A 14,102-nucleotide genomic window follows, 5' to 3' on the forward strand; every position below is an offset into this window, starting at 1 on the left:
GCAAAATGGTCTAAAAGGGGTAAGAAGTTCGCTGAGAGCGCATCCGCGGGAGCGCTGCAACCTTTTGGCGGCCTGGGGCGTGTCGGGCAGGATGGCCGCGTGGAGACGGTCCAGATCCGCGCCGGCGAACTGCTACTGCGGCCCTGGCGGCCGGACGACGCCCGGGCGGTGCACCGGGCCTGTCAGGACCGCGAACTGCACCGCCGGGTCTCCGGGCTGCCCTGGCCGTACGAGGCGGCGCACGCCGAGGCCTTCGTCGGTGGCCTCGCGCCGCGGCTGCTCGCCGCGGGCACCGCCCTGCACCTCGGGATCTTCGACCCGGCGGCCGGCGGGGAGCACGCTCTGGCCGGCAGCGTCGCCCTGAACGCGGTCGACCGCGACGCCGGCACGGCCGCGCTCGGCTACTGGTCCGCGCCCTGGGCCCGGGGCAACCGGGTCACCGAGCGCGCCGCCCGGGCGCTGCTGGGTTGGGCCTTCGGCGACGGGCTCGGCCTGGCCCGCGTCGACTGGCGGGCCACGATCGGCAACCACGCCTCCCGGCTGACCGCGCTCCGGCTCGGCTTCCGGATGATCGGCGAGGAGCCCGCCGACGGCGGGGCCGGCCGGGAGCGGTGGCTGGCGGCCCTGCTGCCCGGCGACCTCACCGCCGCGGGCACGGACGTCCCCGATCCCGTACGCCGGGCGGCGCGCACGTTCGGCGGGGCGCACCCGACGCTGCCGGCGGGTGCGCTCACCCTGCGGCCGCCGGAACAGCGCGACGTGTCCCGAATCGTCGCGACCCGCAGCGACCCCGAGGTCGTCCGGTGGGGCGGTGTGCCGCAGCCGTACACGGAGACGGAGGCCGGCCGGCACGTCGGCCGCACCGTGCCGTACCGGTGGGCCCGGGGCACCGAGGCGGTCTTCGCGATAGCGGACGAGGCCGGCGCGTACGCGGGCTCGGTCGACCTGCACATCCTTCCCGGCGATCCGGCGGTGGCCGAGGTCGGTTACCTGATCTCGCCGTGGGCGCGCGGGCGCGGCTACGCGACCGCCGCGACCCGGGCCGTCTGCGCCTGGGGCTTCGAGGCGCTGGGGCTGTCCCGGATCCAGTGGCGCGCCGAGGTGGGCAACGTTGCCTCGAGAAGGGCCGCGGAGAAGGCAGGCTTCACGATGGAGGGCATGCTGAGGCAGGCTCTGGAGATCAACGGAGTACGGCGGGACTGCTGGGTCGGTTCGCTGTTGAAGGGTGAGTCGGCATGATCGTTCCCACCATCCCAGGCCAGGGGGTGCGCCTGCGCGGCTTCGCGCGACGCGACGTCGACGACCTGCTGGCCGGCTACGCCGACCCGGCGGTGCAGCGCTTCCTGCCGCCGCTGCCGGTGCCGTTCACCCGCGCGCAGGCCGAGTCCTACGTCAGCGACGTCGCGCCCGGCATGTTCGCCTTTGGCGGCGGGCTCTACGCGATCGCCGACCCGGCCACCGACCGCCTGCTCGGCGGCATCGGCCTGGACAAGGTGGTACCGAACCGGGGCCAGGCCGAGCTCGGCTACTGGGTCGGCCCGTGGGCGCGCGGGCGCGGCGTGGCGACCGCGGCCGTCCGGGCGCTGACCGAGCACGCGTTCCACACCGGCATGGAGCGCATCGAGCTGCTCACCCACCGGGAGAACCCGCTCAGCCAGCGGGTCGCGCTCGCCAACGGCTTCGCGTGTGAGGGCGTGCGCCGCGGCGTGCTGCCCAACCGCGACGGCGGCCGGGACGACCTGCTCGCCTATGCGCGGCTGGCCGGCGACGAGCCCGGGCCCGCCGAGCGGGCGCTGCCGGACCTGCCCGGCGGCGAGCTGACCGACGGCGTGGTGACGCTGCGGCCACTGGTCCCCGGCGACGTGGACTTCATCGCCGAGCTGCACGGCCTGGCGGACGTCGTGGCGACCACCGTGCCGCCGGTGGCGCCCAGCCGCGACAAGATCCTCCGGCGCTGCGCCTGCGCGCAATCGCACTGGCTGGCCGGAGAGCGCGCCGACCTGGTCATCGTCGACGCCGCGACGGGCACGCCCACCGGCGACATAGGCCTGTACTACCAGGAGCCGAGCACCGGCCAGGCGATGATCGGCTACAGCATGATGCCGGCCTGGCGCGGGCGCGGTTACCCCACCCGGGCGGCCCAGCTCGTCTCGTTGTGGGCGTTCGCCGAGACGGGCATCGCGCGGCTGATCGCCGGCGCGCTGCCCACGAATCTGGGCTCGCAGCGGGTGCTTGAGAAGGCCGGGTTCAAGCGCGAGGCATACCTGCGGTCGCGGCTGCCGGGCAACGATGGCCGGCGCAACGACGACGTGCAGTTCGCGCTGGTCGCGGAGGACCTGCTGACGGAGGGTTCGCGCCTCGACGGCTGACGCGCGGGATGGCCGCACGCCAGCCAGGGGGCCTCTTCCCAGCTATCCGGTGCTCTCCAGGCTGAGAATGCCGTAGTCATACCCGCGACGCCGGTAGACGACGCTGGGCCGACCACTCTCCTTGTCATGGAACAGGTAGAAATCGTGACCGACGAGCTCCATCTGGAAGAGGGCGTCGTCGACGGTCATCGGGTCGGCGGAGTGTTCCTTCTCCCGCACGATGCGCCAGGGCTGGCTGTCGTCGTGTTCCATCAGGTCGGTCGCCGCGTGCGAGTCCCCGTTGGCCTGCGCCAGGCTCGGCAGGTCGGTGGGTAGCCCGGCGGTGGCGGCGGCGACGGATACCGGCGCGTGCCGTCCGCGGTGCACTCGGCGGCGGTCGGCCGCGCGCCGCAGGCGCCCGTCAAGCTTGTTGATCGCGACATCCAGTGCCGCATAGAAGTCCTTGGCGGTGGCCTCCGCGCGGATCACCGGTCCGCGGGTCACCACGGTGATCTCCACGCGCTGACAGTTGTCGGACTGCCGGGGATTGCGTTCGTGGAAGAGCTCCACGTCGACTCTGATCAGCTTCTGGTCGTAGCGTTCGACCTTTGCCAGCTTGTCGGCGACATGTTCCCGATAGTGATCAGGAACCTCTACGTTGCGGCCCTTGACGACAATGTCCACTCGTGACCTCCCCCAACGTTTCGATCTTGCGGGCGCCCGGACGACGGGGTGTCGGGGGCGCCGTACTGCGAGGTGGTGTGCTGACTTCGGCGATGCCCGGATCGCGGAGCGAGCCACGCATCAGGCCTCATCGGCGGACGGGGACGCTCCTTTCCGGTGCGGCGGGCCGGACCCTTTGCAGGGACCGCGGGCTTCGCGCCGGTGGCGGGCAAGTGCGGACGCTTACCCTCGTCACTAGACGCTAACCTGCCGACGCCCGCTCGTCACCCCTCGTTCGGGGAACGGACGCGGGGACTTTCGGCCCTGGCGGTGCCCCGTCGGCGGCCGGTACCCCGGTCGGCGCCCGGCCGCCGCGCAGCCTGGTCGCAGCGAGCACCGCAGCACCCGTGACCTGCATGTCCGCCTCCCGGAGACGACTTGTTACCGCTGCCAGCGTGGCCCCGGTGGTGACGATGTCGTCAACCACTATCAGGGTGCCTCTCATCGTCGGTCGGCGTCGCAAAACGCGGATCCGAGTACCCTTGATTCGCAGGGAACTCTCAGCCGCGGCGGCCCGGGCCGCTACATGCAGTGACGCGGAGTCCGGCCGTGGCAACGCGCGCAGCGGCCGGCCGACACCAGCCTCCCAGCCCGCCGCGCGCAGGCGTCGCACGGCCTGTGTGGCGAGCCGCGCCATGTGATCGCCGTGCCGCTCGCGCGCCGCGCTCGCGGTCGACGGCACCGGCACCAGCCACACCGGCACGCCCCGCGGCGCGGCCCGGGCGACCGCGACGGCGAGCAGCGCGCCCAGCGGCCCGGCGAGCCGGTGCCGGCCCCGCTCCTTGTACGCCAGCAGCACGCCCCGCAGCGCGCCCTCGTACGCGCCGACGGCCGTGCAGGCGGGCATACCGCGCGGCGGGGGCACCGGGGCCGTCGGAAAGGGCGTCAGGGCCTCCAGCGCGGCGACGCAGCCGGCGCACACCCCGGCGCGCAGCGGCACCCGCTCGGCGCCGCAGCCGGCGCAGGAACCCGGCAGGATCAGGTCGGCCAGGTCGGCGCCGAGACCGGACGACCACGACCGGACCACGCGGCACGCTCAGCGCAGGAAGAACGGCGCGGTGGGCGCCACGCCGGACGGCGGATTCGGCTCGGCGAGATCACCCACGACGATCCGGACCGGCCCGTACTGCACGTCGAAGGCGGCGCCGTTGGCCACGTAGGCCACGTTGTCCGAACTGTCCTTGCTCGCCGTCGGGCCGACCGGGTAGGCCGCCAGGTAGCTGACGTTCGCGGTGCCGATGTCGTCGAGCCGGGCCGAGACCTGGGTGCCGTCGATCGTCACCTCGAAGATCGCCACCCGGTTGCGGTCCGCCCGGGCGCCGGCGACGGTCAGCCAGGTCTCGCTGCTCCAGTCGAGCGCGGTCACCTGGCGCAGCGGCGACGTGAGGATGTGCCGCGACTGGCGTACCTGCACGCCGTCGCCGTTGGTCGCCAGCGCGGCGATGAAGACCCGGCCGCCGGCCGCCAGCGCGATCCGGCGGCCGTCCGGCGCGACCGCGACCGCGGTGATGCCCGAGGACGCGCCCGGCACGGCCACCGCGGCGACCGGCGAGCCGTCGGAGGCGAAGCTGTACAGCCGCCCGCCGACGGTGATCAGTCCGACCGCGGGGATGTGCGGGTCGTCCGAGGTGATCGCCCAGACCGGCTGGCCGGGGCTGCCGCCGGGCAGGCGCACCCGGGCCAGCTCGGCCTGCTCGCCGGCCGGCGCCGCGGCGACGCGCAGCTCCTGCCGCTCGCCGGCGTCGACCACGAGCGCGGCGAACCGGCGGTCGCCCGAGGCGGCCAGGGCCGCGGCCCGGACGTTGCGGTTGGCCTCCGGGCGCAACACCGGCACCGGGTCGGTGGGGTTCGCGAAGCGCGACATCCGGCGCACCTGGCCGTTGTAGATCAGGAAGCGCTCCGGCCGCGACACCAGCGCGTACGCCAGGTTGCTGGTGAGGTACTCGTTGCCGTCGTAGCTGTGCTGCTCCTGGCTGCCGACCCGTAGCTTGAGCGTGCGGGGCAGGTTGGGCCGCAGCGACCACATGAGCTGGCGCCGGAGCCGGTCCAGCGCGTCCGGATCGTCGGGGGGCTGCACCGCCTGGCCGCTGAGGTTGATCTGCAGCGTGTCGTCGCTCACCGCGGGCACGTTGCCGTCCAGCGCGGTGCCCTCCGGCAGCTCCACGACGGTGTCCTCGAGCAGCTGCGACGGGCCCTCGATCAGCCACTTGAGGATCTCGTTGGGCGCCTGCTCCGACGGCAGGTCCTTGGACAGGTACCGCACGTCGGGCACGAGGCCGGTCTGCTCGAGATTCCAGAAGTAGAGGTTGCGGCGGTCGTAGAAGGCGTTGAGCGCGCTGTCGCTGATCAGCAGCACCGGGGGCGCGTTCGTCACGAACAGCCCGTTCTTGCCGCTGATGTATCCGACGGTGAGCTTGTATTCGATCTTCCGGACGTCCGAGCTCGGGTCGAGGGTGCCGTTGTGACCCAGCACGCCGATGGTCTGCGCGCGCAGGGTCACCGCGTCGCTGCCGGGGTTGACCAGCGGGTCCTCGACCAGGTGCACCACCCGGATGTCCGGCAGCGGCGCCCTGAGCTTGGCGGCGGCCGACGGCGACAGGAACTCCTTGACCCGCTCCATCGCCCCGCTCGGATCCCCCGCGGCGGCCTCGAGGTAGTACTGGACGAAGGTCTTCGGCTCCAGGGTGCTCTCCCGGCCGTGCCGGGTCGGCGCGACGTCGTCGCCGGCGGACGTCCCGGTCGACGGGCCCGGGCCGATGCGCCGCACGTCCGTGCCGTCGGGGATGCCGCAGCCGCCGAGCAGGAGCGCGGCCAGCAGCGGCGCGGCCAGCAGGGCGCGCAGGCGGGCCCTCATCGGGCCACCCCCGCGGGCTCGCCGGCGACGTCGTCGTCCGGCGCGGGCGCCGCCTCGAGCGCCACGGGCTGCGCGTCGACGGCGCGGTCGCGGGGAATCAGCGGCAGCGGCGCCGCGACCAGGCGGTCGCCGGAGCGCACCGGCACGGTCAGCCGGAACTGCGCGCCGCCGCCCGGCTCGCCCCACGCCTCCAGCCAGCCGCCGTGCAGCCGGGCGTCCTCGACCGCGATCGACAGGCCCAGCCCGGTGCCGCCGGTCTGCCGGGCCCGGGACGGGTCGGCACGCCAGAACCGGTTGAACACCAACCGCTCCTCACCGGGCTTGAGCCCGACGCCGTGATCCCGGACGGTGACCGCGACGGCGGCCTCGTCCGTCGCCAGGGTGACCTCGACCGGCCGGCCCTCGCCGTGCTCGACGGCGTTGCCGACCAGGTTGCGCAGCACCCGCTCGATGCGGCGCGGGTCGACCTCGGCGATCACCGGCGTCCCCGGCAGCCGCAGGTCGATGGTCACCCCGACCCGCTCGCCGAGCCCGGTCAGGCGCTCCGCGACCCGCTCGACGATCGGCACCAGGTCGGTGTATTCGGCGTCGAGCGCGGCGAAGCCCGCGTCGAAGCGGCTGATCTCCAGCAGGTCGGTCAGCAGGCTCTCGAAGCGGTCCAGCTCGGCCTGCAGCAGCTCGGCGCTGCGCGCCACCGCCGGGTCGAAGTCCTCACGCTCGGAGAAGAGCAGGTCGGCCGCCATCCGCACGGTGGTCAGCGGGGTGCGCAGCTCGTGCGACACGTCGGAGGTGAAGCGCCGCTGCAGCCGGGACATCTCCTCCAGGCGCACGATCTGGCGCTGCAGGTTGGCCGCCATCTGGTTGAACGAGGCCGCCAGCAGGGCCAGGTCGTCCTCGCCGTCGACCTTCATGCGCTGGTCGAGCAGGCCGGCCGAGAGCCGCTGCGCGGTGCGCGCGGCGACCCGCACCGGGGTGACCACCATTCGGGTGACCAGGCCCGCGACCACCCCGAGCAGGATGACCAGGGTCATGCCGGTGACCAGCACGGTGGTCCGGATCTCGTTGGCCGCCTGGTCCTCGGTGGTGAGCGGGACCAGGTAGTAGAGCTCGACGTGGCCGAAACTGGTCGGCACCGGCGACCCGTAGACCAGGTACTTGGTCCGCACGCCGCCGATCGTCGCGGTCCGGATCTGCTGTGCGACCTGGCCGTCGGCGACGGCGCGCACCATGTCCGGGGTGATCAGGGAGGTGGTGTCCACCTTCACCGAGGTGACCGGCTTGAGCTCGGGGAAGTTGTCGGCGCGCAGCGAGACGATCGCCCCGCCGCTCTCCGCCGAGTCGCCGTCGGCGAGCCGGTTCACCGTGTCGATGATCGTCGCCGGCAGCGTCCGGTCGAACACCTGCCGGTGCACCGTGAGCTGCTGGTACGCGTACTCCACCTTGCCCAGCATCTGGGCGTGCACCTCGTCCTCGGCGCGATCCAGCAGGATCTGCGTGCTCCGGTTCGCGATGAACCACCCGAACGCGCCCACCAGCAGGCTCGACGCGACCAGCGTCAGGGTGACGACCCGCAGGTGCAGCGAGCGGCGCCAGGCCCGGCGCGCGGGCGCGGCGACCCGCCGGCCCCGGCGCACGCCGATGCGCCACTCCCGCCGCACCAGGCGCAGGGTGCGGCGGACGGGCATCGGGAGCCAGGCGGGAGCATGCATATCGGGGGCAAGGTTAGCCCCTCCGGGCCGCTATCCGGTTCCCGCCTTGTAGCCGACCCCGCGCACCGTGAGGATGATCTCGGGCCGCTCCGGGTCCGGTTCGATCTTCGCGCGCAGCCGCTGGACGTGCACGTTCACCAGCCGGGTGTCCGCCGCGTGCCGGTAGCCCCAGACCTGCTCGAGCAGCACCTCACGGGTGAAGACCTGGCGCGGCTTGCGGGCGAGCGCGACCAGCAGGTCGAACTCGAGCGGCGTCAGCTTCACCTCCTCGCCGTCGCGCGCGACCGTGTGCGCGGGCACGTCGATGGTGATCTGGTTGCCGGGCGGCCCGATGGTGAGCAGCTCGGGCGCGGCGTCCTCGCCCCGGCGCAGCCGGGCACGCATCCGCGCGACCAGCTCCTTAGGCTTGAACGGCTTGACCACGTAGTCGTCGGCGCCGGACTCCAGCCCGAGCACCACGTCGACGGTGTCGCTCTTGGCCGTCAGCATGACGATCGGGATGCCCGACTCGGTCCGGATGGCCCGGGCCACGTCGATGCCGCTCATGCCGGGCAGCATCAGATCCAGCAGGACGATGTCGGGCCGGTTCTCCCGGAACGCGGCGAGGGCGCGCTCGCCGTCGGCGACGAAGGACGGCAGGAAACCTTCGCTGCGCAGGACGATGCCGAGCATCTCGGCCAGCGCTGGGTCGTCATCGACGACGAGTACCCGGGCTCTCATGCGATCCAATATTGCACTGTCCCCTTTCGGCCCGTGTGACCGCCCGGCGATCAACTGACGATCAGCCGGCGGTAGCGCTGCTGATCATTGCCCCCCAACCCCCAAAAAGCCAGGCCAAAGGGGGGCGCTCAGAGTGGATGTCGCGGTTGGCGGTCCGAGGCGGGTCGAGCGGACATCGGGCCACTATCGGGTATGGGCGGGGATTTGTCGGACATCGGACCACCATCAGGTACGGGCGGCGTGTCGACAGACGCAGGATCGGGTCGACCGGCACATCGGGCCGGTGAGCGCGGCGTCGCGCCACCGGGACCGGCCGCCGGGCGGAGATCGTCCACACAGCGAACGGGGCGGCGGATCAAAGATCCGTCGCCCCGTTCATCCCCCCGGTTTGGTACCGCGCGCGCCCGTGGGACCCCCCGATCACCAATGACGCTGCGTGTTTATAGATTCACACTCCGCACACAACCCTGTCAAGCAAATCCGGAAATTTCCTATTTCGTACCCCTTCGTCGTCGACAACGCGCGCGCCAGGCGGAGAGATCGCAGGGAAGCCGGCGGCGAAGCGGGCACCCCGGGTCCGCAGGCCGGGCGGCAGGCCGGGCGGCAGGGCGGACGGCAGACCGGGCGGCAGGGCGGCAGGGCGGCCGGGCGGCAGGGCGGCAGGGCGGGCGGCCGGGCGGCAGGGCGGGCGGCGTCTGGACTAGGCGGCGGGGTGGTTGGTTAGGGGGCGGGGCAGGCTACGAAGACCTCGCCTACACCGGCGACCGTGGCGGGGCCGGTCTCGGCTGGGACGTAGGCCGCGGTGCCCGGCAGGACCTCGGTCGGCGTGCCGTCGACCGCTTCCGCCACGAAGACGTCGCCCCGGGTGCCGAGGACGATGCGGGGGCCGGTGCCCGGCAGGCGTAGCGGCGGCGTCGTCGGCGTGAGCGTCAGCCGGTAGAGGGCGAACTCGCGGGCCGGGACCTGCCAGGTTGTGACGCCCGGTGCCACCTCCGTCGCCGGGAGGATCGGGTCGTCGAGGACCTCGAAGCGCAGGACGCGCAGGAGCTCCTCCACGTCCACCCGTTTCGGGGTCAGGCCGCCGCGCAGGACGTTGTCGCTGGCGGCCATAATCTCGATGCCGGTGCCGTGCAGGTATGCGTGCAGGTTGCCGGCCGGCATCCAGATCGCCTCGCCGGGCGCCAGCCGGACGTGGTTGAGCAGGAGCGCCACCAGCACGCCGGGATCGCCCGGGTAGTGGCCGGCCAGGTCGATCGCCAGCTCGTGGCCGCGCGTGGCGGGCACCGCGGCCCGGGCCGCCGCGACCACCTCGTCGATCAGGGCGGGGCGGTCGCTCGCGGGCCAGGTCAGCAGGTCGCGGACCGCGTCACGAAGGCCCGCCGGGCCGGTCCGCAGCGCCGCGATCACCGGCGCCAGGCGCGGGATGTTCAGGTCCGCGAGCAGCGCCGCCGACACGTCCGGCGCGCGGAAGCCGCAGAGCGCGTCGAACGGCGTGAGCGCGACGAGCATCTCCGGCTTGTGGTGGGCGTCCGTGTAGTTGCGCGGCGCGTCCGGGTCCGCCTCCTGCGCCGCGTAGGCCCGCCGCGCGTACTCCGCGTCAGGGTGCGCCTGCAGCGACAGCGGGGCCGCCGCGGCCAGGACCTTCATCAGGTACGGCAGGCGCGCGCCGAACTCGTCGACGACCTCCGCGCCGAGCTGACCCTTCGGGTCCTCCTCGATCAGCGTGGCGAGGCTGATCGGGCCGTCTGGGCCGGTGACCGTCGACGGGTCGCCGGGGTGCGCGCCCAGCCACAGCTCCGCCTCGGGGGTGTCGCTCGGCGACGGCCGGCCCTGCAGCTCGGCGATCGACGTACGAGAGCCCCAGGCGTACGGGCGGACGACGCCGCGAAGTGGGAAGACAGCAGCCACAGCCGGCCTCGTTCCTGTGCGGTTACGCCGTCGCGGGTTCCGCGGCGGTCTCGGACGACGAGGACGCCGCCTCCGGGTGGTAGATATCCGGCTCCAGGTAGATCACCCGGGCGACCGGCAACGCCTCGCGGATCCGGGCCTCGCACTCGTCGATGTGCCGCGCCACCTCGGCCGCGTTCTCCGCCGGCGGCACCGCGATCTTCGCGGCGACCAGCAGCTCGTCGGGGCCCAGGTAGAGCGTCTTCATGTGGATGATGCGCTCGACGCCGGAGCCGGCCAGCACGGCCTGCTCGATCTTCGTGACGTCCTCGGGGTTCGCGCCCTCGCCCAGCAGCAGGCTCTTGGTCTCGATCGCGAGGACGATCGCGATGGACACCAGCAGCAGGCCGATGGCCGCGGTGCCGATGCCGTCCCAGGTGCCGTCGCCGGTGACCAGGGTCAACGAGACGCCGAAGAGGGCGAAGACCAGGCCGAGCAGCGCGCCGGCGTCCTCGAGCAGGACGACCGGCAGCTCGGGTGCCTTGGCGCGGCGCACGAAGGAGACCCACGAGGCCTTGCCGCGGATCAGGTTCGACTCGTTGATCGCCGTCCGGAACGAGAAGGTCTCCAGGCCGATGGCGACGATCAGCACCGCGATCGGCACCCACTGCCAGCTCTCGATCGGGTGCGGGTCGTGCAGCTTGTGGTACGCCTCGTAGAGCGCGAAGAGGCCACCGACGCTGAACAGCACGATCGAGACGATGAACGCGTAGATGTAGCGCTCACGGCCGTACCCGAAGGGGTGTTGCGGTGTCGCCTTGCGGGTCGCCCGCTTGCCGCCGAGCAGCAGCAGCGCCTGGTTGCCGGAGTCGGCGACCGAGTGGATGGCCTCGGCCAGCATCGAGGAGGAGCCGGTCAGCGCCCAGGCGACGAACTTCGTTGCCGCGATGCCCAGGTTGGCGCCCAGCGCCGCGACGATCGCCTTGGTGCCGCCGCCCGCACTCACTGCAGGCCCTCGGGTATCGGGTTGCTCAGTTCCTTCATCTCGTTGATCGCCGGGACCGCCATCGGGTCGAGGCCGTGCGCCAGCGCCAGATAGATCGAGGCGAAGTCGGGCACCGCGACCAGCGACGCCAGCCGCTCCAGCGCGGAGCCGCCCTCGGCGGTGACCACGTCGCAGCGCACGCCCCGGCGTTCCGCGAGGGTCTGCACCGCGTCGGCGCGGCGCTCCTCGACGGCCACCGGCTCGTCGGCCTCCTCCTCCGGGTTGAGGCCGCCGTCGCGCAGCACCACCAGCCGCAGGCGGGTGGCCGTCTCGGCCTCGGCGTCCGGGTCGGCGAAGATGTCGTGCACCGACTCGGCCAGGCCGCCGAACGGCCCGTCGAGCAGGCCGACCCGGCCGCGGCCGGCCTCGCCGAGCGCGCCGGCCATCACCGGGTAGCGGGCGTTCGCGGCCAGCGTGTCGGCGAAGCGGCGGGCGGCGACCGTGGCCAGCGGCGACGAGCCCCAGACGATCGGGATCGAGCCGGCCAGGCCGAGTGCCAGGGACTTCGCCGGGTTCACGAAGGACTCGGCGCTGACCCGGCAGCGCTCGGCGTCGGCGTCGAGGCGGGCCGCGGTCTCCGCGAGGTCGGCCTCGTTGACCTTGACCAGGCCGAGGCTGCGGGCCGCCAGCAGGACCGGGACGGCCAGGCCCCAGAGGCTGGCCCGGGCCGGCGCCCGGCGCGGCACCGGGATGAACGGCGCCCGGGCCCGCTCGGCCATCGCCTGCAGCTCGGAGTCGGGGTTGCCGATCGCCACCAGCCGCGCGCCGCGGCGGGCCGCGGCGTCCGCCGCGGCCAGCGCCTCGGGGCTGCGGCCGCTGGCGGAGACGGCGATGACCACGTCGGCCGCGCCGACCCAGCCGGGCACGCCCGCGCTGCGGTGCCCGATGATCGGGACCGGGCAGCGCGGACCCGCGACGGTGGCGAGGATGCCGCCGGTCAGGCCGGCGGTGCCGATGCCGGCGACGACGACCGCGCGCGGTCGGCCCTCGTCGGCCAGCGCGCTCAGGTTGGCCTCGGCGGCCAGCGCCGCCGACTCCCGGACCTGGGCCCCGGCGGACGCGGTGGCCCGCAGCATGCCGCCCGGGTCGTTCTCGGCCATCGCCTTCTCGTCCTCGAGCAGCGCCTCGTCCGCCACCCGGCGTCCGGTGAGGCCGGCCGTACCGTCGAACGGGCCCGCCATCAAGAGGCCTTTCCGGGCGTGGTCGCCTCGTCCAGCAGCAGCACCGGGATGTCGTCGCGCACCTCGAAGACGCGACCACACTCCGTGCAGGTCAGCGTCTGCGCACCGGCGTCGTAGTCCAGTGGCGCGTGGTGTGTGTCCGGGCAGGCCAGAATCTCCAGCAACTGCGGGTCGAGGGCCACAGAACGGCTCCTTAAGGCGTACGCGGACAGTGTCGTGGATCCAGGTGATCCTAACTGCGAACGATGGCGAGCACCTCGTCGCGGAGCGCCGCCATGCGGTCCGGCTTCGCCGCCTCGACGTTGAGGCGCAGCAGGGGCTCGGTGTTCGACGCGCGCAGGTTGAACCAGGAGCCGTCGGCGAGTTCGGCGGTCATGCCGTCCAGGTCGTCGAATGTGGCGTCCGGGAACGCGGCACGCACCTCGGCGACTTTGGCCGCCGCGTCGGCGACCTTGGAGTTGATCTCGCCCGACGCGACGTAGCGCTCGAACTCCGCCGCGAACGCCGACAGCGGCCGCTGCTGCCCGCCGAGCGCCGCCAGGACGTGCAGCGCGGCGAGCATGCCGGTGTCGGCGAACCAGAAGTCGCGGAAGTAGTAGTGCGCCGAGTGCTCGCCGCCGAAGACGGCGTTCGTCCGGGCCATCTCGGCCTTGATGAACGAGTGGCCGACCCGGCTGCGCACCGGCACGCCGCCGTTCTCCTTGATGATCTCCGGCACGGCGGCCGAGGTGATCAGGTTGTGGATGACCGTGCTGCCGGGGAACTTGGCCAGCTCCCGCTTCGCCACCAGCGCGGTGACCGCCGACGGCGAGACCGGGTCGCCGTTCTCGTCGACGACGAAGCAACGGTCGGCGTCGCCGTCGAACGCGAGACCCAGGTCGGCGCCGTGCTCGCGGACCGCGGCCTGCAGGTCGACCAGGTTGGCCGGGTCGAGCGGGTTGGCCTCGTGGTTCGGGAACGAGCCGTCGAGCTCGAAGTAGAGCGGCACGATCTCCAGCGGCAGCGCCGGCAGCACCTGGTCGCCGAGCACGGCCGGGACGGTGAAGCCGCCCATCCCGTTGCCGGCGTCGACCACCACCTTGAGCGGGCGGATGCCGGAGAGGTCGACCAGCGAGCGCAGGTGCCCGACGTAGTCGGCCAGCAGGTCGCGGCGCTCGATGGCCGACGGCACCTCGCCGACCGCGTCGACGTCGTCGAGCAGTTCCTCGGCGTGCCGGCGGACGACGATCAGGCCGCTGTCCTGGCCGACCGGCCGGGCACCCGAGCGGCACAGCTTGATGCCGTTGTACTGCGCCGGGTTGTGGCTGGCGGTGAACATCGCGCCGGGCAGCCCCAGCACGCCGGAGGCGTAGTAGAGCTGGTCGGTCGAGCCGAGCCCGATGTGCACGACGACCGCGCCGGCCTCGTTGGCGCCGGCGGCGAACGCGGCGGCCAGCGCGGGGCCGGTCTCGCGCATGTCGTGGGCGATCACGATCCGTTCGGCCTCGTCGCCGGAATCCCGGAGCATCTCCACGAACGCCGTGCCCAGCGCGCGGGCCACCGTCTCGTTGAGCTGATCCGGCACGACGCCACGGACGTCGTACGCCTTGACCAGCTGGGACAGATCAGTCAACGCTCACTCCTCGGCACGGCAAT

Annotated in this window: 12 protein-coding genes; 2 read left to right on the forward strand and 10 right to left on the reverse strand. The window is 73.2% G+C overall.

What is annotated here, in order from left to right; genetic code table 11:
• Positions 1-99 precede the first annotated feature (99 nt).
• A complete protein-coding gene (locus ACIBSW_RS32605; RefSeq protein WP_354729185.1) occupies positions 100-1,239 on the forward strand; it encodes a GNAT family N-acetyltransferase in 1,140 nt (379 codons plus the stop codon).
• Positions 1,236-2,369 (forward strand): GNAT family N-acetyltransferase, encoded by a 1,134-nt coding sequence (locus ACIBSW_RS32610; RefSeq protein WP_354729187.1) that lies wholly within the window; start codon positions 1,236-1,238, stop codon positions 2,367-2,369. The genes ACIBSW_RS32605 and ACIBSW_RS32610 overlap by 4 nt, the downstream gene beginning before the upstream one ends.
• 42 nt (positions 2,370-2,411) lie before the next feature.
• Here ACIBSW_RS32610 and hpf read toward each other — a convergent pair whose 3' ends face one another.
• The 10 genes from hpf to ACIBSW_RS32660 form a co-directional block, all read right to left on the reverse strand.
• Positions 2,412-3,032 carry a ribosome hibernation-promoting factor, HPF/YfiA family gene (hpf, locus tag ACIBSW_RS32615; RefSeq protein WP_354729189.1) on the reverse strand — a complete coding sequence of 207 codons (621 nt, stop codon included), beginning with the start codon at positions 3,030-3,032 and terminating at the stop codon, positions 2,412-2,414.
• 241 nt (positions 3,033-3,273) lie between these two features.
• Entirely contained in the window at positions 3,274-4,098 is an 825-nt protein-coding gene (locus ACIBSW_RS32620; RefSeq protein WP_354729191.1) for a phosphoribosyltransferase family protein, read from the reverse strand.
• Positions 4,099-4,107: 9 nt separating this feature from the next.
• Positions 4,108-5,925 carry an LpqB family beta-propeller domain-containing protein gene (locus tag ACIBSW_RS32625; protein WP_354729193.1) on the reverse strand — a complete coding sequence of 606 codons (1,818 nt, stop codon included), beginning with the start codon at positions 5,923-5,925 and terminating at the stop codon, positions 4,108-4,110.
• Positions 5,922-7,610 carry an MtrAB system histidine kinase MtrB gene (mtrB, locus tag ACIBSW_RS32630; protein WP_354729205.1) on the reverse strand — a complete coding sequence of 563 codons (1,689 nt, stop codon included), beginning with the start codon at positions 7,608-7,610 and terminating at the stop codon, positions 5,922-5,924. Before mtrB ends, ACIBSW_RS32625 begins: the two co-directional genes overlap by 4 nt.
• Before the next feature lie 54 nt (positions 7,611-7,664).
• Entirely contained in the window at positions 7,665-8,354 is a 690-nt protein-coding gene (mtrA, locus tag ACIBSW_RS32635) for an MtrAB system response regulator MtrA (protein ID WP_184997454.1), read from the reverse strand.
• Between the two features lie 720 nt (positions 8,355-9,074).
• Positions 9,075-10,262, reverse strand: a complete 1,188-nt coding sequence (gene manA / locus ACIBSW_RS32640; RefSeq protein WP_354729195.1) for a mannose-6-phosphate isomerase, class I — start codon at positions 10,260-10,262, stop codon at positions 9,075-9,077.
• 22 nt (positions 10,263-10,284) lie between these two features.
• Positions 10,285-11,247 carry a cation diffusion facilitator family transporter gene (locus ACIBSW_RS32645; RefSeq protein WP_354729197.1) on the reverse strand — a complete coding sequence of 321 codons (963 nt, stop codon included), beginning with the start codon at positions 11,245-11,247 and terminating at the stop codon, positions 10,285-10,287.
• Positions 11,244-12,467 (reverse strand): SIS domain-containing protein, encoded by a 1,224-nt coding sequence (locus tag ACIBSW_RS32650; protein ID WP_354729199.1) that lies wholly within the window; start codon positions 12,465-12,467, stop codon positions 11,244-11,246. Before ACIBSW_RS32650 ends, ACIBSW_RS32645 begins: the two co-directional genes overlap by 4 nt.
• A complete protein-coding gene (locus tag ACIBSW_RS32655) occupies positions 12,467-12,649 on the reverse strand; it encodes a Trm112 family protein (RefSeq protein ID WP_023358964.1) in 183 nt (60 codons plus the stop codon). Before ACIBSW_RS32655 ends, ACIBSW_RS32650 begins: the two co-directional genes overlap by 1 nt.
• Before the next feature lie 50 nt (positions 12,650-12,699).
• A complete protein-coding gene (locus ACIBSW_RS32660; protein ID WP_354729201.1) occupies positions 12,700-14,079 on the reverse strand; it encodes a phosphomannomutase/phosphoglucomutase in 1,380 nt (459 codons plus the stop codon).
• Between the last annotated feature and the right edge of the window lie 23 nt (positions 14,080-14,102).

This window comes from Actinoplanes sp. NPDC049668, assembly GCF_044465445.1.
Taxonomy (GTDB): domain Bacteria; phylum Actinomycetota; class Actinomycetes; order Mycobacteriales; family Micromonosporaceae; genus Actinoplanes.